Raw genomic sequence first — 21,499 nt, 5'->3', positions numbered from 1 at the left:
TGGGGACTCGGGTGGAGCCTTGGGGGACTCACATGGAACGTGGTGAGCGGGCGCACCCGTTGACGCGTGGGCAGCTCGATATTTGGCTCTCGCAGGAAACCGGTTTCGCGGGTACCGAGTGGCAGCTTGGCCTTTTGGTGTTGATCGAGGGCGCCGTCCATCACGATTTGCTGCAGCAGGCGATCCGGCAAGTGGTTGCCGAGTCCGAGTCGGGCCGCGTGGCGTTCTTCGAGGCCGACGACCACGTTGTTTTGCAGAAGGCTGTCGATTATCCCGATACCGAGCTGGGCTTCTATGATTTCCGGGGCTCGGATGATCCCGTGCGAAAAGTCCGGGAAATGGCATCGTCAATTCAGCGCACCCCCATGCCATTCTCGGGTCCGCTTTTCATTTTTACCTTATTCCAGACGCAAGACGACGAATTTTATTTGTTCGCCTGCTGCCACCACATCGCCGTAGACGGCATGGGCATGGCGCTGGTGAGCCGCCGCGTCGCCACCGTCTACTCGGCACTTGTCGCTGGTGATCCGGTGCCTGACGCGTACTTCGGGTCCCTGCAGGACCTGATCGACTGCGAGTCCGGTTACGAGGCCTCCGCCGACTACCAAGAAGACGAGGCCTATTGGCGGGAACACCTGCCGACCGAAAGCGGATTCCATTACCGGCTACCCCAGGTCACCGAGGAGCGCGACCCGTATCTGACGTCTGCGTCGGTCCAGTTGGACCCGGCGGTAGTGGGTCGAATGCAGCAGTTGACCAAACAGTTGCGGGTCCGCCGGTATTCGGCCATTACCGCCGCGTGCGCGCTGCTGGTGCGCGGATGGTCCGGTAACGCCAACGAGGTGACGCTGGACTTCCCGGTCAGCCGCCGGGTGACCGAAGAGTCGAAGAAATTGCCCGCGATGCTTGCCGGCGTCGTCCCATTGGTATTGACGACGTCACCGGAAACAACCGTTGGCGACTTTGTCGCCCACGTCGACACACGGATCCGGGAGCTGTTGGCGCATCAGCGCTACCCGGTTCACGCCCTCGAGGGCGAAGGCGGCGCCCGCCAAGGCGCAAACCGGGTGGGCGTGAACTTCATCCCGTCCCGTCTGACCCTGAATCTTGCTGGCGCACCGGCACATGCGGGGTACACGAACCACGGCCCGGTCGGTCACTTCGGGTTCTTCTTCCTCGGCGCCGGTGATCAGCTTTTCCTGAGCACGGCCGGCCCCGGGCAACCGTTTGCGAATTTCGACGTCGCCGATCTCGCGGCGAAGTTGCAGCAGGTGCTGCTGGCGATGGTCGAGGACCCCACCGCGACGCTGTCGTCGATCGAGGCGCTCGATGCCGATGACACGGCCCGCCTCGGCGAATTCGGCAACCGTGCCGTCCTGACCGAGCCCGCGCCGGCCAAGGTGTCGATTCCGGCGACGTTCGCCAAGCACGTGGAGAGCACCCCCGAGGCGGTCGCGGTCACCTTCGAAGGACGTTCCACCACCTATCGGGAACTCGACGAGGCCGCCAACCGGTTGGCGCACCTGCTGGTCAGCGAGGGCGTCGGCCCGGGCCACGTTGTGGCACTTCAGTTCTCTCGCTCCGCCGACGCGATCATCGCGATCCTGGCTGTATTGAAGACCGGTGCGGCATACCTGCCGATCGACCCGGCACTCCCGGCAGCACGCACGGAGTTCATGCTTTCCGACGCCGCGCCGACGGCTGCGGTCACCACCGCGGACCTGCGATCGCGGCTGGACGGACAGGATCTGGTGGTCATCGACGTCGCCGATCCTCGCATCGCGGCTCAGCCCAGCACGGCACTGCCGATGCCGGACCCGGACAACCTCGCCCACGTGATCTACACGTCCGGCACCACCGGTACTCCCAAAGGTGTTGCCGTTACTCATCACAACGTCACGCAACTGTTCGCCTGCTTCGATGCGGGTCTGCCGCGGACCGGTGTTTGGTCGCAATGCCACTCCCTGGCCTTCGACTTCTCCGTCTGGGAGATCTGGGCTGCCCTGCTGGGAGGCCGGCGACTGGTGGTCGTGCCGGAGTCGGTGACTCGCTCGCCCGAAGACTTCCACGCCTTACTCGTTGGCGAACACGTCAGCGTGCTCACCCAGACCCCGTCGGCGGTCGGGATGCTCTCGCCCGAGGGCTTGGAGACCGCCGCGTTGGTGGTCGCCGGCGAGGCCTGCCCGCCCGAGGTCATGGATCAGTGGGCGCCCGGCCGGGTGATGATCAACGGCTATGGCCCCACCGAAACCACGGTGTGTGTGGCGATCAGCGCGCCGCTGGTGCCCGGATCCGGTGTGGTGCCGATCGGTTCGCCGGTCCCGGGCGCGGCGTTGTTCGTGCTGGACCGCTGGCTGAAGCCGGTGCCGCCCGGCGTGGTCGGTGAGTTGTACGTGGCCGGTGCCGGTGTGGCGTGCGGCTACATCCGACGGGGCGGGCTGACCTCGTCGCGATTCGTCGCATGCCCCTTCGGGCAGCCGGGGGAGCGGATGTACCGCACCGGAGACCTGGTCTCGTGGGGCGACGACGGACAACTCCTTTATTTAGGCCGCGCTGACGAGCAGGTCAAAATCCGCGGGTATCGCATCGAATTGGGCGAGGTGCAGGCCGCGCTGGCCGCGCTGGACGAGGTCAAGCAGTCCGCGGTCATCGCCCGTGAGGACCGCCCCGGGGACAAGCGCCTGGTCGGCTATGTCACCGGCACCGTCGACCCCGCCGCGGCGCGGGCCCGGCTGGCCGAGCGGCTGCCGGCATACATGGTGCCGGCCGCGGTGGTGGTGCTGGAGACGCTGCCGTTGACGCCCAACGGCAAGCTGGACACCCGCGCCCTGCCGGCGCCCGAATACCACAACGTCGGTGGCGCCTACCGTGCCCCGACCACCGCCGTCGAAGAGGTGCTGGCGGGGATCTACGCCGAAATCCTGGGCCTGGAGCGGGTCGGCATCGACGACTCGTTCTTCGACCTGGGCGGCGACAGCATCCTGTCCATGCAGGTCGTGTCGCGGGCCCGGGCGGCCGGTGTGCTGCTGCGGCCGCGCGACGTCTTCGTCGAGCAGTCCGTGGCCCGGCTGGCCCAGGTGGCCAGCGTGGCCACCGGCGAGATCGGGGCGGTCGACGAGGGGCTCGGCGAGGTGGTGTCCACCCCGATCATCCGCTGGCTGCAAGACGTCGAGGGCCCGGTCGAGCAGTTCAACCAGGCGATGGTGGTGCAAGCCCCGGCCGGAGTGACCGAGGCCGACGTCGCGGTGGTACTGCAGGCACTGGTTGATCGGCACGCCACCCTGCGGATGCGGGCCGACGACGACGGCACCGGTGGCTGGTCGCTGTGGGTGCCCGAAGTGGAGTCGCTGGAAGGCGCCGGTCTGCTGCGTTCGGTCGACGTGTTGACCGACGAGGCGCTCGCCGAAGCCCGCTCGCGGCTGAACCCGGCAACCGGGGCCATGCTCAGCGCGCTGTGGGTGACCTCGACGTCGCAATTGGCATTGATCATCCACCACTTGGCCGTCGACGGTGTCTCGTGGCGAATCCTGTTGGAAGACTTGAATATCGCGTGGGCTCAGCACCACAGCGGGCAACCGATAGAGCTGCCGGCGCCGGGGACGTCGTTTGCCCGGTGGTCATCGCTGCTCGAAGAGCACGCCCGCGACGCGGCCGTGGTGGCGCAGGCGGACGCCTGGCGCCAGGTGGCGTCGACGCCGGCCGTATTGCCGGCCGTACAGCCGGCGGTGGACACCCACGCCAACGCCGGACGGTTGTCGGTGGACCTGGACGTCGACACGACACGCCAGATCCTGGGTGAGGTCCCGGCCGCGTTTCACGCTGGGGTGCAAGACATTCTGTTGATCGCGTTCGGCTTGGCTTGGGCGGAATTCCTAGGTTCTGCGGGCAAGCCGCTCGCCATCGACGTCGAGGGTCACGGCCGCCACGAAGAGCTGAACCCCTACGTGGACCTGTCGCGCACGGTCGGGTGGTTCACCACCAAGTACCCCGTGGCGCTGACCGTGGGTGGCCTGGACTGGGCGCGAGTGGCCGACGGCGACCCCGCCCTCGGCGCGGTCATCAAAGAGGTCAAGGAACAGCTGCGCGCCCTGCCCGACGGGCTGACCTACGGCCTGCTGCGGTACCTGAACCCCGACGTCGACCTGGCCGGAACCGACCCGGCGATCGGCTTCAACTACCTGGGCCGCATGGGCGCCTCGGCGGCCGAACTCTCCGAGGACCTGTGGCGGGTCAGCCAGGAGAGCCTCGCCCTGGCCGGCGCCGCGGCGTCGATCCCGATGCCGTTGGCGCACACCGTAGAACTCAACGCCGGAACCGTCGACAGCGATGCCGGTCCGCACTTGCACGCCAACTGGACCTGGGCGCCGTCGGCGCTCGACGACACCCAGATCAACCGGCTCAGTCAGCTGTGGTTCGAGGCCCTGGCCGGTATTTGCGCGCTCGTCCGCCGCGGCGGCGGCGGGCTGACGCCGTCCGATGTGGCCCCCGCGCGGCTGACCCAGCAACAAATCGACGACCTGTCCCGCCAGCTCCGCATTGCCGACGTGCTGCCGCTGACCCCGGTGCAGCAGGGGCTGTTGTTCCACACCGCGCTCGCGGAGGGCTCCGGCGACGACTTGTACGCGGTGCAGTTGGGCATCACCGTCACCGGTCCGCTCGACCAGAAACGGTTGCACGAGGCGGTCCAGACGGTGGTCAACCGCCACCCCAACCTGGCGGCGCAGTTCAACCAGCAGTTCGACGAGCCGATCCAGATCATTCCGGCCGAGCCCGTCATGGCGTGGCAGTACGTCGAAATGGCCGGCGGCGAAGCCGAAGTCGATCAGCGGGTCCAGCAGCTGTGCGCCGACGAGCGCGCCGCGGTGTGCGACATCGCCGACCAGCCGGCCTTCCGGGTGGCCTTGATCCGCACCGGGGACAACCGGCACCGGTTCGTGCTGACCATCCACCACATCGTGATCGACGGCTGGTCGCTGCCGATCCTGCTGCAGGAGATCTTCACTCTCTACTACGGGCAGCGATTGGCCGCGCCGCCGTCGTACCGCAGCTTTGTCACCTGGCTGGCCGAGCAGGACCGCGACGCGGCGCAAGCGGCGTGGGGCCAAGTGCTGGCCGGCTTTGACACCCCCACGCTGGTGAGCCCGCCGGGGCAGGCGGCCGAGCGTGGCGTGGAGTCGTATCGGGTGCCTGCCGACGTCACCCAGGCCCTGACCGACCTGGCGCGCTCCAACCACACCACCGTCAGCAACGTGCTGCAGGCGGCGTGGGCGCAGGTACTGATGTGGCTGACCGGGCATCACGATGTCGCGTTCGGCACCGCGGTCTCCGGCCGGCCGACCGAGTTGCCCGGTGCGGACGCGCTGGTGGGCCTGTTGATCAACACCGTGCCGGTGCGGGCCAGCGCCACGGCGACGACCACGATCGCCGACCTGATGGCCCAAGTGCAGCGGTTCCACAACGACACCCTCGAGTACGACCACCTGTCGCTGCGGGACATTCACCGCGTGACCGGCCACGATCAACTCTTCGACACGCTTTTCCTCTACGAGAACTACCCGATCGACGCGGGTGCGCTGTTCGGCGTCCAAGAGTTGGCCATCACCGATTTCAGCAGCCGCGAATTCAACCACTACCCGCTGTCGGTGGTGGTGACGCCGGGCCACGAACTGAGCCTGCGCGTCGAATTCGACAGCCACGTCTTCGATATCGCCACCATTGATTCGCTGATCGAGCGGTTGCGGCGGGTGCTGGTCACGATGACCACCGACTCCACCCGGCGGTTGTCGTCGATCGACCTGCTTGACGCCGATGAGCACTCTCGGCTCGAGGAATGGGGCAACCGCGAGGTGCTGACGCTGCCCGCGAGCGCGCCGGTGTCGATTCCGGAACTGTTCGCCGCGCAGGTCGCGCGCGCTCCGGAGGCCGTCGCCGTCAACAGCGGGGACGGGTCGTGGACCTACCGCGAGCTCGACGAGGCGTCAAACCGGTTGGCGCACTGGCTATCCGACCGTGGCGCCGGCCCGGGCGAGCGAGTTGCGGTGCTGCTCAACCGATCCGCCGAGGCGATCGTGTCGCTGCTGGCGGTGCTGAAGACGGGTGCGGCTTATCTGCCGATGGATCCCGCGCACCCGACGGCGCGGATGGAGTTCATGCTGTCGGACTCGGCGCCGATCGCCGCTCTGACCACCGCGGACCTGCGTTCGCGGCTGGAAAGCGCCGACCTGCTGGTCATCGATGTCGAGGACCCGGCCATCAGCGCGGCGCCCCACACCGCATTGCCGACACCCGCGGCCGACCACGTCGCATACATCATCTACACCTCGGGCACTACCGGTAAGCCCAAGGGCGTGGCCGTCACCCACCGCAACGTGACCCAGCTGCTGGAGTCCCTGGACGCCGAGATGGAGCTGGGACAGGTTTGGACCCAATGCCATTCGCTGGCCTTCGACTACTCGGTCTGGGAGATCTGGGGCGCGCTGTTGCACGGCGGCCGGGTCGTCGTGGTGCCCGACGCGGTGGTCCGCTCACCGGAAGACCTGCACGCCCTGCTGGTCAGCGAACAAGTCAGCGTGTTGAGCCAAACGCCGTCGGCGTTCTACGCGCTGCAGGCCGCCGACGCGCTGCAACCCGAGCTGGGACAGCAGCTGAAGCTTCAGACCGTGGTCTTCGGTGGCGAAGCGCTTGAGCCGCAACGCCTTCAGACGTGGTTGCACAACCACCCGGGGCTGCCGCGCATGATCAACATGTACGGCATCACCGAGACGACCGTGCACGCCTCGTTCCGGGAGATCGTCGACGCCGACGTCGACAGCAACAACAGCCCCATCGGGGTGCCGTTGGCGCATCTCGCCTTCTTCGTGCTGGACGGCTGGCTGCGACCCGTCGCCCCCGGCGTGGTCGGCGAGCTGTACGTGGCCGGCGCCGGCGTAGCGAGCGGATACGTCGGGCGCCCGGACCTGACCACGACGCGATTCGTCGCCTGCCCGTTCGGCGGACCCGGATCGCGGATGTATCGCACCGGCGACCTGGTGTCCTGGGGTACCGACGGACAGCTGCGGTACATGGGCCGTGCCGACAAGCAGGTCAAGATCCGCGGTTACCGCATCGAACTCGGCGAGATCCAGGCGGCTTTGGCCGGTCTGGACGGGGTCTCACAGGCCGCGGTGATCGCGCGCGAGGACCGTCCCGGCGACAAGCGCCTGGTCGGCTACGTCACCGGAACCGCGGACCCGACCGAGATCCGCAGCCAGCTGGCCGAGCGGCTCCCGTCGTACATGGTGCCGGTCGCGGTGGTGGTGATGGACGCGTTGCCGCTGACGGTCAACGGAAAGCTCGACACCCGCGCGCTGCCGGCGCCGGAGTACTCCGACGTCGATAGCTATCGCGCACCGACGGACGCGATCGAGGAGATCCTGGCCGGGGTCTATGCCCAGGTGCTGGGTGTGGAGCGGGTCGGTGTCGACGACTCGTTCTTCGACCTGGGCGGCGACAGCATTCTGTCGATGCAGGTGGTGGCCCGGGCCCGGGCGGCCGGTGTGATGTGCCGTCCCCGTGACGTTTTCGTCGAGCAGACCGTGGCACGGCTGGCCCGGGTGGCCAGGATGGGCGCCGAGGGCGACGGCGCAGCCGACGAGGGTCTGGGCGAGGTCATCGCCACTCCGATCATCCGCTGGCTGCAGGAAACCGACGGCCCGGTCGAGCAGTTCAACCAGACGATGGTGGTCCAGGCGCCCGACGGTGTGACCGAACCCGACGTGCTGGTGGTGCTGCAGGCGTTGGTGGATCGGCACGCGATGCTGCGACTGCGGGTCGACGACGACGGCGCCGGTGGTTGGTCGTTGTGGGTGCCCGAGGTCGGCGCGGTAGATGCCGGGGCGCTGCTCCGCTCGGTCGACGTGTTGTCCGACGAGGCGCTCGTCGAGGCGCGGTCGCGGCTGAGCCTGGCAGCCGGTGTGATGCTGAGTGCGCTGTGGGTCAACTCCACGTCGCAATTGGTGCTGATCGTTCACCACCTCGCGGTCGATGGTGTGTCGTGGCGAATCCTGTTGGAAGACTTGAACATCGGCTGGGCGCAGCATCACAGCGGGCAAGAGGTGGCGTTGCCGGTACCGGGCACGTCGTTCGCCCGCTGGTCGTCGCTGCTGGACCAGCACGCCCGCGACCCCGAGGTTGTCGCCCAGGCCGAGGCGTGGCGGCAGGTCGCCGCCGTGCCCGCCGCGCTGCCGGCGGTGCAGCCCTCGGACACGTTCGCGACGGCCGGACAACTGTCGGTCGGGTTGGACGTCGAGACGACCCGCATGCTGCTGGGCGAGGTGCCGTCAGCGTTTCACGCCGGGGTGCAAGACATTCTGTTGATCGCGTTCGGTTTGGCCTGGGCCGAGTTCCTGGGGAACGGCTCGCCGATCGGTGTCGACGTCGAGGGTCACGGGCGTCACGAGGAATTGGCCGCCGACGTTGACCTGTCGCGCACGGTCGGTTGGTTCACCACCAAGTACCCGGTGTCGTTGGCGGTCGGCGAGTTGGGCTGGACCAAAGTGGTCGCCGGTGACACCGCGCTGGGCCCGGTGATCAAGGACGTCAAGGAGCAGCTGCGAGGTTTGCCCGACCCGCTGACCTACGGTCTGCTGCGCTACCTGAACCCCGATGTCGAGCTGGACAAATCCGACCCGGCGATCGGCTTCAACTACCTGGGCCGCCTCGGCGCAGGTGCGACGGACCTTTCCGGTGACCTGTGGCAGCTCTCCCAGGACGACCTGCCGGCCGCGGCGGCGGCGACGGCCGTCGCCATGCCGCTGGCCCACACCGTCGAGCTCAACGCCGGCACCATGGACACCGAGGGTGGCCCACAGCTGCAGGCCAACTGGACGTGGGCGACCTCGGCGCTTGACGAGGCTCAGATCAACCGGTTGAGCCAGTTGTGGTTTGACGCACTGTCGGGCATCTGCGAGCACGTCCGGGGCGGCGGCGGTGGCTTGACGCCGTCCGACGTCGCGCCGGCGCGGATGAGCCAGCAGCAGATCGACGAACTGCAACAGACCGAGCAGATCGCCGACGTGTTGCCGCTGACCCCGCTGCAGCAGGGCCTGTTCTTCCACGCCAGCACCGCCGAGGACCTCGGCGTCAGCGGCGACGACCTGTACGCGGTGCAGCTCGACATCAGCATCACCGGTGCCGTCGACCCGGACCGGCTGCGCGATGCGGTGCACACGGTCGTCACCCGGCACCCGCACCTGGTCGCCCGTTTCAGCGGTGACTTCGACGAGCCACTGCAAATTCTGCCGGCTCAGCCCGAATTGACTTGGCAGTACCTCGAATTGGACGACGCCGATGTCGACGGGCAGGTTGAGCAGGTATCCGCGGCTGAACGCGCCGCCGTCTGCGACCTCGTCGGTAAGCCGGCCTTCCGGGCCGCGCTGCTGCGCACCGCGCAAGGCCAGTACCGGTTCGTGCTGACCAACCACCACATCGTGCTGGACGGTTGGTCGAAACCGCTTCTGCTGCAAGAGATTTTTGCCGGCTACTACGGTGCCCGGCTTCCCGCGGCGGTGTCCTACCGCAAGTTCGTGACCTGGCTGGCCGACCAGGATCGCAGCTCGGCCCGAGCGGCGTGGCGCGAGGTGTTCGACGGCTTCGACACCCCGACCCTGGTCGGCCCGCCCCAACGGATGGGGCTTGGACAGCGAGGTGTCGAAGAATTCCAGGTGTCCGCCGAGACCACCGCCGCGCTGAGCGAGCTGGCCCGGTCTTGCCGTACCACCGTCAGCACCGTGCTGCAGGCGGCGTGGGCCCAGCTGCTGATGCGGATGACCGGTCAGCCGGATGTCGCGTTCGGTACCGCGGTCTCGGGACGGCCGACCGACCTACCCGGTGCGGAATCCATCGTCGGCCTGATGATCAACACGGTGCCGGTCCGCGCCAACATCAACTCGGCCACCACCATCGCCGATCTGCTGGACCAACTGCAACGCTCGTACACCGAAACACTCGAGCATCAGTATCTGGGGTTGAACGAAATTCACCGAATCACCGGGCACGACCAACTGTTCGACACTATGTTCGTTTACGAGAACTACCCGATCGACACCGCAGCGCTGTCGGGGGTTCAGGATCTGACGATCACCAAGTTCACGAACCGCGAGTACAACCACTACCCGCTGTCAGTGCAAGCCGTGCCGGGCCACGAACTGGGCCTTCGAGTCGAATATGACACCGATGTCTTCGACAAAGCCAGTATCGAAACGTTGGTCGAGCGGTTACGGCGAGTGCTGGTAGCCATGACCGACGATTCAGGGGATGAGTAATGGCCGACGGTAAACGGCGGCTCTTATCGATTGATCTCCTCGACGGGGGTGAAGTCGCGCGGCTGGACGAGTGGGGCAACCGCGCCGTACTGACCCGCTCGGCGAAGAGCGTGACGATTCCCGAGCTGTTTGCGGCGCAGGTCGCCAACGCCCCGGAGGCCGTCGCGCTGGTGTGCGGGGACCGGTCGTGGACCTACCGCGAGCTCGATGAGACCGCGGAGCTGTTGGCGCGGGTGCTGACCGCCCACGGTGCGGGCCCGGGACAGACTGTGGCACTGCTGTTTTCGCGTTCGACCGAGGCGATCGTGTCGATGATGGCGGTACTCAAAGCCGGAGCGGCCTACCTGCCGATCGATCCCGCGCTGCCGGACGCGCGGGTGGAATTCATGCTCGGCGACGCCACGCCGGTCGCGGCGCTCACCACCGCTGCCCACCGGGCGCGGTTGGACGGGACCGACCTGCTCGTCGTCGACTTCGATGAGCCCGGCGAGGACCCCGGCACCGAATTGTCCGCGCCCGCGCCGCAGGATCTGGCGTACATGATCTACACCTCGGGGACGACCGGGGTGCCCAAGGGTGTGGCGATCACTCACCAGAATGCGACGTCCCTGCTGGAGAAGCTGCACTCGGCGGTGCCGGCGGGTACGGGGCAGGTGTGGTCGCAGTGGCACTCCTACAGTTTCGACGTTTCGGTGTGGGAAATCTTCGGAGCCCTGCTGCACGGCGGGCGGCTGGTGATCGTTCCCGAAACGGTGGCCAGTTCGCCGGACGATCTGCATGCACTGCTGATCGCCGAAAAGGTCAATGTCCTGTGCCAAACCCCTTCTGCGGCAGCGATGTTGTCGTCGGACGGCTTGGAGTCGACCGCGGTGTTCGTGGCCGGCGAGGCGCTCCCGTCCGAGGTGCTCGATCGGTGGGCGCCCGGGCGGGTGCTGATCAATGCCTACGGTCCGACCGAGGGCACGATCTATGCGGCGATGAGCGCGCCGTTGACCCCGGACACGGGTGCGCCGATCGGTTCGCCGGTGCCGGGTGCGGCGCTGTTCGTGCTGGACAAGTGGCTGCGGCCAGCGCTGGAGGGGGTGACCGGTGAGTTGTACATCGCCGGTCGTGGTGTGGCCGTGGGCTATCTGCGCAGGGCCGGCCTGACGGCGTCGCGGTTCGTGGCGTGCCCGTTCGGCGAGCCGGGCGACCGGATGTATCGCACCGGGGACCTGGTCCGCTGGGGCGCCGATGGGCAGTTGCAATACCTGGGCCGTGCCGACGAGCAGGTCAAGATCCGCGGTTACCGCATCGAATTGGGTGAGGTGCAAGCGGCTTTGGCCGGCCTGGACGGGGTGCAGGCCGCGGCGGTGATCGCTCGCGAGGATCGCCCGGGCGACAAGCGGCTGGTCGGGTACGTCACCGTCACCGCAGACGTGGATACCGCGTCGATGCGCAGCGCGCTGGCCGAGCGGCTGCCGGCCTACATGGTTCCGACGGCGATCGTCGTGCTCGACACGCTGCCGCTGACCGTCAACGGCAAGCTCGACAAACGTGCCCTGCCCGCACCCGAATACGCCGGCGGCGGCGAATATCGCGCGCCGTCGGACGCGGTCGAGGAAATCCTGGCCGGAATCTACGCGCAGGTCCTCGGCGTCGAACGGGTCGGTGTCGACGACTCCTTCTTCGACCTGGGTGGTGACAGCATCCTGTCGATGCAGGTGTCGGCGCGCGCCCGGGCGGCCGGCGTAATGTGCCGTCCGCGTGACATTTTCGTCGAGCAGACGGTGGCCCGGCTGGCCCGGGTAGCCACAATGACCGACGGCGCCGACGGCGTCGTCGACGAGGGCATCGGCGACGTGGTCGCCACCCCGATCATCCGGTGGCTGCAGGGCGTGGTGGGTCCCGTCGAGCAGTTCAACCAGACCATGGTGGTGCAGGCTCCGTCCGGGGTGACCGAATCCGACGTCGCACCCGTGCTGCAGGCGTTGATCGATCGGCATGCCACCCTGCGGCTGCGGGTCGAGGACGACGACGCGGGTGAGTGGTCGCTTCAGGTACCCGAAGTAGGCACCGTGGATGCCGCCGGTCTGCTGCAGTCGGTCGAGGTGCTGTCCGACGAGGCGCTCATCGAGGCGCGGTCGCGGCTGAACCCAGCCGCCGGTGTGATGCTCAGCGCGCTGTGGGTGAGCTCCGCGTCGCAGTTGGTGCTGATCATTCATCACCTGGCCGTCGATGGCGTGTCGTGGCGAATCCTGTTGGAAGACTTGAACATTGCCTGGGCTCAGCACCACAGCGGACAACCGATCGAGTTGCCCCCGGGCGGGACGTCCTTCGCCCGCTGGTCGTCGCTGCTCGAGGAGTACGCCCAGCGCCCCGAGGTAGTGGAGCAGGCCGAGGCGTGGCGGCGCGTGGCATCGGTGCCGGCCGCGTTGCCGGCCGTGCGTCCCGAGGTGGACACCTACGTCAGCGCCGAGCACATGTCGGCCGAACTCGACGTCGAGACGACGCGGTTGCTGTTGGGTGAGGTGCCGGCGGCGTTTCACGCCGGGGTGCAAGACATTCTGTTGATCGCGTTCGGGTTGGCCTGGGCGGAGTTCCTGGGGAACGGTTCGCCGATCGGCATCGGCGTCGAAGGCCACGGCCGCCACGAAGAGTTGGCTCCCAATGTCGACTTGTCGCGCACCGTCGGCTGGTTCACCACCAAGTACCCGGTGTCGCTGGCCGTCGCCGGACTGGACTGGTCGCAGGTGGTCGCGGGTGACGCGGCCCTGGGACGGGTGATCAAGGACGCGAAGGAACAGCTGCGCGGCCTGCCCGATCCACTGACCTACGGACTGCTGCGCTACACGAACGACGAGGTGGACCTGCACGGCAGTGACCCGGCAATCGGGTTCAACTACCTCGGCCGGCTGGGCGCAGGCACGGCCGCGGAGCTTGCCGGTGATCTGTGGCGGATCTCCGAAGAAGGCTTGTCGATCGCCGGCGCGGCCACCGCGGTGCCGCTGCCGCTGATGCACACCGTCGACCTCAACGCCGGCACGATGGACACCGAAGCGGGCCCGCATCTGCACGCCAACTGGACCTGGGCGCCCTCGGCGCTGGACGGCGAGCAGATCAGCCGGCTGAGCACGCTGTGGTTCGAGGCCCTGACCGGCATCTGTGCGCACGTGCGCAACGGCGGTGGCGGCCTGACGCCGTCCGACCTGGCGCCGGCACGGCTGACCCAGCAGCAGCTGGACCAACTCGAGCAGCAGTACCACCTCGCCGACGTCTTGCCGCTGACCCCGGTGCAACAGGGTCTGCTGTTCCACGCCAGCGTTGCCCAGGGCGGCGACAACGGCGACGACGTTTACGCGGTGCAGCTGGGTATCACGATCGCCGGGGCCATTGACCCGCAGCGGCTGCGCGAAGCGGTGCAGACGGTGGTCAACCGGCACCCCAACTTGGCGGCCCGGTTCTCCGCCCAATTCGACGAGCCGGTGCAGATCATCCCCGCCGAGCCGGTCATGGCCTGGCGCTACATCCAGCTGGACAGCGACGAAGCCGGCCACGACGAGCAAATCGAGCAGCTGTGCGCCGACGAGCGCGACGCGGTCAGCGACCTGTTGAGCCGGCCGGCCTTCCGTGCGGCGTTGATCCGGACCACCGAGAACAAGCATCGGTTCGTGATCACCAACCACCACATCGTGATGGACGGGTGGTCGTTGCCGATCCTGCTGCGCGAAATCTTCGCCAGTTACTACGGCGAGCGCCTGCCCGCGCCCGCGTCCTACCGCAGCATTCTCACCTGGCTCGCCGAACAGGACCGCCCGGCGGCCCAGGCGGCATGGCGCCAGATGTTCGAAGGCTTCGACAACCCGACCCTGGTCGGTCCCGCGACGCGAATAGGGCTCGGGCGGCGACGCGTCGACTCCTACCGGGTGTCCGCCGAGACCACCCGCGAGCTGAGCACGCTGGCCCGGTCCTGCCACACCACTGTCAACACGGTGCTGCAGGCCGGCTGGGCACAGTTGCTGATGTGGCTGACCGGCCAGCGCGACGTCGCCTTCGGCACCGCGGTCTCGGGCCGGCCTCCCGAGGTGCTGGGTTCGGAATCGATTGTCGGCCTGCTGATCAACACCGTTGCGGTGCGGGCGAACACGACCGTGGCCACCACGGTCGCCGAGCTGCTCGACCAGCTGCAGACCGCCCACAACAACCGGCTCGAGTACGAGCACCTGGGGCTGTCCGACATTCACCGCGCCACCGGCCACGACCAGTTGTTCGACACGTTGTTCCTGTACGAGAACTACCCGATCGACACGAACGTGCCGGTGGGTGTGCACGAGCTGGCCATCACCGACGTCACGAACCGCGAATACAACCACTACCCGCTGTCCGTGATGGCCTTGCCGGGCCACGAATTGGGCATCCGCGTCGAGTACGACACGGACGTGTTCGACCCGGCGAGCATCGAAACGCTGGTGCAGCGATTCCAGCGGGTGCTGGTAGCGATGACCGCCGACCCGAGCCAGCGGCTGTCGTCGATGGACGTGCTGGATGCCGGTGAGCATGCCCGCCTGGACGAGTGGGGCAACCGCGCCGTGCTGACCCAGCCGGCGGAGGGCACGACGATCCCGGCGATGTTCGCCGCGCAGGTGGCCCGGACCCCCGACGGGGTAGCGCTGGTGGACGGCGAGCGGTCGTGGACCTATCGCGAGCTCGACGAGGCGGCCGACCGGTTAGCGCGGGTGCTGGTCAGCAAGGGCGCGCGTCCGGGCGAATGTGTGGCGTTGCTGTTCAACCGGTCGGCCGAGGCGATCATCGCGATGGTGGCGGTACTCAAGTCCGGAGCGGCCTACCTGCCGATCGACCCGGCGATGCCCGACGCGCGACTGGAGTTCATGCTCGGTGATGCCACGCCGGTCGCCGCGATGACCGACGAGACCATGCGGTCCCGGTTCGACGGGGCCGATCTGCCGGTCATCGACGTCCACGACCCAGACCTGTCGATTCCGTCGGACATCACCTTCCCGGTGCCGACGCCGGAGGACCTGGCGTACACGATCTACACCTCGGGGACCACCGGGGTGCCCAAGGGCGTGGCGATTACCCACCACAACGCGACGTCGTTGCTGGAAGCGCCCGACCCCGGCGCACCGACCGGCCCTGGCCAGGTGTGGTCGCAGTGGCACTCCTACAGTTTCGACGTCTCGGTGTGGGAGATCTTCAATGCCTTGCTGCACGGTGCACGGCTGGTCGTGGTGCCCGATTCGGCGGCGGCATCGGCTCACGAGCTACGCGACTTGCTGGTCGCCGAGCAGGTGACCGTGGTGGGCCAGACCCCGTCGGCGCTGGCGATGATGCCGGGCGAGGGGTTGGAGTCCGCGACGCTGGTGATGGCGGGGGAGGCATCCCCGAATGAAATAGTCGACAAGTGGGCGCCGGGACGGGTGATGATCAACGCCTACGGCCCGACCGAAGCCACCATCTACGCGGCGATCAGTGCGCCGATGAAGGCCGGCGAGGGTGCGCCGATCGGCGTGCCGGTACCGGGTGCGGCGCTGTTCGTGCTGGACAAATGGCTGCGCCCGGCGCCCGAGGGCGTGGTCGGTGAGTTGTACATCGCCGGCCGGGGTGTGGCCGTGGGCTATCTGCGCAGGGCCGGCCTGACCGCGTCGCGGTTCGTGGCGTGCCCGTTCGGTGGGCCCGGCGCCCGGATGTATCGCACCGGCGACTTGGTGCGCTGGGGCGCCGATGGGCAGTTGCAGTACCTGGGCCGCGCCGATGAGCAGGTCAAGATCCGCGGTTACCGCATCGAACTCGGTGAGGTGCAGGCCGCGCTGGCCGCCCTCGACGGGGTGCAGGCCGCGGCGGTGATCGCTCGCGAGGACCGTCCGGGGGACAAGCGGCTGGTTGGGTACGTCACCGTCACCGGTGAAGTCGACACCGCGCAGATGCGCGGCGTGCTGGGCGAGCGGCTGCCGGCCTACATGGTTCCGACCGCGATCGTCGTGCTCGACACGCTGCCGCGGACCGTCAACGGCAAGCTCGACAAACGCGCGCTGCCCGCACCCGAATACCAGAGTGCGGTCCGCTACACCCCGCCCGCGACGCCGACCGAGGAGATCGTGGCCGGGATCTACGGCCAGGTACTCGGTATCGAGCGGGTCGGCGTGGAGAACTCCTTCTTCGACCTGGGCGGCGATTCGCTGTCGGCGATGCGGGTGGTTGCCGCGATCAATACGGCGTTCGACGCCAACCTGTCGGTGCGCACGCTGTTCGAGGCGCCGTCGGTCCGCGCGATGAGCCAGCGTCTGGACAGCGACCCCGACGCCGACGAGACCGACGCCAACGGCCCGAGTTACGTTGCGGTGCACGGCCGCGACCCCGAGGGGTTGCGTGCCAGCGACCTCACCTTGGACAAGTTCATCGACGAGACGACGCTGCTCGGCGCTCCGACGCTGCCGGGCCCGAGCGCCGAAGCGCGCACGGTGCTGTTGACCGGGGCGACCGGCTTCCTGGGGCGCTACCTGGCCCTGGAGTGGCTCAAGCAACTGAAACGTGTTGACGGCAAGCTGATCTGCCTGGTGCGCGCCGGCTCCGACCAGGAGGCATGGCGTCGTCTGGAGAAGGCATTCGACAGCGGCGACCCGCGGTTGGTGGACCACTTCCACCAGCTGGCCGCCGACCATCTCGAGGTCGTCGCCGGCGACAAGGGCGAAGCCAACCTGGGTCTCGACGAGCAGACCTATCAGCGACTGGCCGACACCGTCGACCTGATCGTCGACTCGGCCGCCGTGGTCAACCAAGTGCTGCCCTACCGAGAGCTGTTCGGGCCCAACGTCGTTGGCACCGGCGAACTGATCAAGTTCGCGCTGACCTCGCGGATTAAGCCGTACACCTACGTATCGACCTCCGACCTCGGCCGCCAGGTCGAGCCGGCGCTGTTCACCGAGGATGCCGACATCCGGGTGATCAGTCCGACCCGCGTCCTCGACGGCAGCTTCGCCAACGGCTACGGCAACAGCAAGTGGGCCGGCGAGGTGCTGCTGCGGGAGGCCAATGAGCAGTTCGGGCTTCCGGTTTCGGTGTTCCGCAGCGGCATGATCCTGTCCGACGTCAGCTACGCGGGCCAGTTCAACATGACCGACGTCGTCACCCGGATGATCCTGAGCCTGGTGGCCACGGGCGTCGCGCCCGGTTCGTTCTACAAGCGCGACGAGAACGGCAACCGGCAGCGGGCGCACTACGACGCGCTGCCGGTCGAGTTCGTCGCCGAGTCGATTGCCACCCTCGGGGCCCAAGTGGTCGACGGGTTCGAGACCTACCACGTGATGAACCCGCACGACGACGGCATCGGAGTCGACACCTGTGTCGACTGGCTGATCGAGGCCGGCTATCCGATCCAGCGCATCGACGACTTCGCGGAGTGGGTGCGGCAATTCGAGATCGGCCTGCGGGCCCTGCCGGATCGGCAGCGCCAGCACTCGGTGCTGCAGATGCTGCAGCTGATGCTGCACAACCCCGAGCAGATTCAGCCGCTCGAGCCGACCCGTGGGTCGTTCGCGCCTACCGACCGGTTCCGTGCCGCGGTGCAGGAAGCGAAAATCGGTGCGGACAACGACATCCCGCACATCACACCGGCGGTCATCATCAAGTACGTCACCGACTTGCAGTTGGTCGGATTGCTCTAGGCGGCCGGCGGCTCCGCTGGGGCCGGTCCGCGCCGAACGCTTATCCGCGTCCGCATCGTGGCGGATAGGCCGACTTTCTGGATGCGGTTCCGCAGCCGTGCCAAGGTGAACTGTTGTTGGTCGGCGTCATAGAAGAACCGCATCGTGCGGAACGGGTAATACAGCACCAGCAGAGTGGCGATCGTCGTGTGGGCCGTGGGGCTCTTGATGCCGTGCAGTTTGGTCGTCCGGGTGTAACGCGTGGCATATCGGTAGAAATCGCGCGGTGAGTCTTCGACCCGGCGGCCCGAGATGGCGGCGACCATGGACGGCTCGTAGGAAATTCTGAAATTGTTCTCGAACAGCGTCAGCGCCAGGTCGATATCTTCGTGCAGGAGCACCTCTGGGTCCAGCTGTGTCTGAAGCCGCACGCCTTTCCATGCTGTCGCGCGAATTGCCATGTTGCAGCCGAGTAGAAACCGTTCGCTCTTGACGTGCTGGTGCAGGTGGTAGCGAAGCGTGGAATCGACCCAGAACAGAAATGTCCGCAATGGCAGGTCGTAAATGGCGATCGGACCGCTCGCGGCGTCGATGTCGGCATCCTCGAAGTAACCGCGAACCTTTTCGACCCAATCCGGCGGAATGACGGTATCGGCGTCGATGCGGCCCAACACGTCACACCGGGCATGATCGAATCCGTAGTCACGGGTCGGGGCGGCGCCTTGGTAGACGGTTTGGTCGAGAAGCTGTATGTCCAGGTGCGGCGCCGCTGCTTGATATTCGCGCACAATCGACGCGGTGGCGTCGGTCGACCTGTTGTTGACGACGATTATTTCGTCCGGTGCCGAGGTCTGGTTGATGCACGATTCCAGGCAATTGCCGATGAAGCGTTCTTCGTTGTAGGCGGGAATGACAATCGCGACCGAGGGCTGTTGCGCCATGGCTTACACCCAATCTGGGACATGTGGGGTCGGCCAGCGCCGTAGACAACCGGCCCCGAATTCAGCTGCGAGGGCGAGTAATTCAAAGCGCCCTATTCCGTTAAACCGTAGTGCTGATCGGGTTGGCGTATCGGGGTGAATAGCCGCATCTTGGTAGAACGTTCACCGGTGACCGCTCGTTGTTCAACACATGTCTATCTGCGCTGCGGCCCGGTTGCCCGCCGCGCCATGAAATCGCGCCGGTACCCGCTGACTACGATGACAGACGTTCCGCCAGTTGATCGGAGTGCCCGATGACGACAGCCCGCGTGCCCGGACTGCCGCTCGGCGAGGCCAAGGCCGCCGCCGACGAGGCGGCGGTACCCGATTACATGGCCGAACTCAGTATTTTCCAGGTGTTGTTGAACCATCCGCAGCTGGCGCGCGCGGTCAATGATCTGCTCGCGACGATGCTGTGGCACGGTTCGCTCGACGCGCGGTTGCGCGAGCTGGTAATCATGCGGATCGGTTGGCTCACCGCGTGCGAATACGAATGGACCCAGCACTGGCGCGTCGCCACCCGGTTGGGTGTCACGACCGAGGACCTGCTGGCTGTGCGCGATTGGCAACAGCACGCAGGTTTCGGGCCCCGCGAGCGAGCGGTGCTGGCGGCTACCGACGACGTGGTGCGCAACGGAGCGGTCAGTGCCGACAGCTGGGCCGCCTGCGAGCGCGAATTACAAGGCGACAAAACAACTCTCGTCGAACTCGTCACCGCGATCAGCGCCTGGCGGATGATCTCGTCGATCCTGCAGAGCCTCGAGGTCCCATTGGAGGATGGTGTGGCGGGCTGGCCGCCGGACGGGCGTGCACCGGCGAGTTGATTGCCATGCCAGGCGATAACTCCTAGCGTCGAGGCATGCGGACCAGAGTCGCCGAGATGCTCGGTGTGGAGTTCCCGATATGCGCCTTCAGCCACTGCCGTGACGTCGTCGCCGCGGTCACCAACGCGGGCGGATTCGGAGTCCTCGGCGCCGTCGCACACAGTCCGAAACGGCTGCAGAACGAACTGGCCTGGATCGAGGAGCAGACCGGCGGCAAACCCTACGGGGTCGACCTGTTGTTGCCGCCCAAATACGTCGGAGCGGAAAAGGGCGGCATCGACGCGAAGCAAGTCAGGGAGTTGCTGCCCGAGGAGCATCGTGCGTTCGTCGAAGACTTGCTCGCCCGGTACGGCATCACGGCTCCGGCCGAACCGCCGCGGGCATCCGTCGGCGGTCTCAACGTCTCGCCCAAGGGGTACGAGCCGTTACTGGAAGTGGCCTTCGCACATGACATTCGGTTGATCGCCAGTGCGCTCGGGCCGCCCCCGGCCGACCTCGTCGAACGCGCGCACAGCCGCGACGTGCTGGTGGCCGCGCTGGCCGGCACCACCGCGCACGCGCGACGGCATGCCGCGGCCGGCGTCGACCTGATCGTCGCGCAGGGCACCGAGGCCGGAGGCCACACCGGCGAGGTGGCAACCATGGTCCTGGTTCCCGAAGTCGTCGACGCGGTCGCGCCGGTCCCGGTCCTGGCCGCGGGCGGGATCGCCCGCGGGCGCCAGATCGCGGCGGCCCTGGCCCTGGGCGCCGAGGGCGTCTGGTGTGGCTCGGTCTGGCTGACCACCGAGGAAGCCGAGACCGACCCGGTGGTCAAGGAGAAGTTCCTGGCCGCCAGTTCTTCGGACACCGTGCGGTCGCGGTCGATGACGGGCAAGCCGGCGCGGATGCTGCGAACGGCTTGGACCGACGAGTGGGAGCGGCCCGGGAACCCGGCTCCGCTCGGTATGCCGTTGCAGACCAACCTCGTCACCGAACCGCAGTTACGCATCAACCAAGCGGCCGCCCATCCCGGTGCGAAGGCACGTGAGCTGGCAACCTATTTCGTCGGCCAGGTGGTCGGTTCGCTCGACCGGGTCCGGCCGACCCGTGCGGTCGTGCTCGACATGATCGAGGAGTTCGCCGACACGATCGGACGGCTGGAAGACTTAGCTGAGAACTGACTGCCTGGGCACGTTCGGACGGGTGTGAACCATGCCACAGCGACGCGTTCAACCAGGTCAGGGGCGTCAAAGCTGACCGAAAGCTGTGAAGCGGCGTAATAAACCCATAAAGTGGCGCGACACGGCTCAGATCACATTGACCGGGCCGGATACCTCGTGGAGTATCTACAGCAGCACCTCGTTAGGTGAGGCGGCTACACGAACACAGGCCACTGACCCCGAACGTCGAAAGACGCCCCGGGTCAGGACAGCTCCTCCCGGCTTAAGGGTTGAGTCCAAGTGGCTTCCGGAGTTCCGGACACGTCGTGTGGTGCCAAAGCTCTGACGAGAGGGGTGCGGATTTCCGGCGGTCGCCGGATTCTGAACTCCTTTTGGTGCGCGCAAATAGGCGCGGGTAACCGCACGCGTCGTGGCCGTAGAGGAGGTGAGGGACGTATGAGTTCCAGTGGCAGTCCGGATGGATATCCAGGACAAGCTCCGTCCCAATCCGACCTCCGGTCCGACGCCTCGAGCTAGCGAATCGACTTAGCGCTCAAGCGTTCTCGGATCGGAACCCTGACGGGTCGGGACACATCAGTCCAATCAGAACCCGTT

5 protein-coding genes and 1 riboswitch are annotated in these 21,499 nt (G+C 67.2%); of the genes, 4 read left to right on the top strand and 1 reads right to left on the bottom strand.

From position 1 onward, the window contains the following. Positions 1-32 precede the first annotated feature (32 nt). Together ACAG21_RS22015 and ACAG21_RS22010 are read left to right on the top strand one after the other, a co-directional pair. Complete coding sequence (locus ACAG21_RS22015; RefSeq protein ID WP_370498385.1) at positions 33-10,301, top strand: amino acid adenylation domain-containing protein; 10,269 nt, start codon at positions 33-35, stop codon at positions 10,299-10,301. Next, complete coding sequence (locus ACAG21_RS22010; RefSeq protein WP_370498384.1) at positions 10,301-17,962, top strand: amino acid adenylation domain-containing protein; 7,662 nt, start codon at positions 10,301-10,303, stop codon at positions 17,960-17,962. The genes ACAG21_RS22015 and ACAG21_RS22010 overlap by 1 nt, the downstream gene beginning before the upstream one ends. Here the strand turns inward: ACAG21_RS22010 and ACAG21_RS22005 are convergent. After that, the gene (locus tag ACAG21_RS22005; RefSeq protein WP_370498383.1) at positions 17,959-18,882 is read right to left on the bottom strand and encodes a glycosyltransferase family 2 protein; all 924 of its coding nucleotides are present in this window, start codon (positions 18,880-18,882) and stop codon (positions 17,959-17,961) included. The genes ACAG21_RS22010 and ACAG21_RS22005 overlap by 4 nt on opposite strands. A 293-nt stretch (positions 18,883-19,175) precedes the next feature. Between ACAG21_RS22005 and ACAG21_RS22000 the strand changes: the two genes are divergently transcribed. Next, positions 19,176-19,745, top strand: a complete 570-nt coding sequence (locus ACAG21_RS22000; protein WP_370498382.1) for a carboxymuconolactone decarboxylase family protein — start codon at positions 19,176-19,178, stop codon at positions 19,743-19,745. 35 nt (positions 19,746-19,780) lie between these two features. After that, positions 19,781-20,905, top strand: coding sequence for an NAD(P)H-dependent flavin oxidoreductase (locus ACAG21_RS21995; RefSeq protein WP_370498381.1), 1,125 nt, complete (start codon positions 19,781-19,783; stop codon positions 20,903-20,905). Positions 20,906-21,075: 170 nt separating this feature from the next. After that, positions 21,076-21,245, top strand: a riboswitch (M-box (ykoK) riboswitch). Positions 21,246-21,499: the final 254 nt, after the last annotated feature.

The sequence above is a fragment of the Mycobacterium sp. pR1184 genome (assembly GCF_041287235.1).
In the GTDB taxonomy this organism is placed as follows: domain Bacteria; phylum Actinomycetota; class Actinomycetes; order Mycobacteriales; family Mycobacteriaceae; genus Mycobacterium.
The sequence above is the reverse complement of the archived record's forward strand: the minus strand, read 5'-3'. Positions and strand labels throughout refer to the sequence as shown.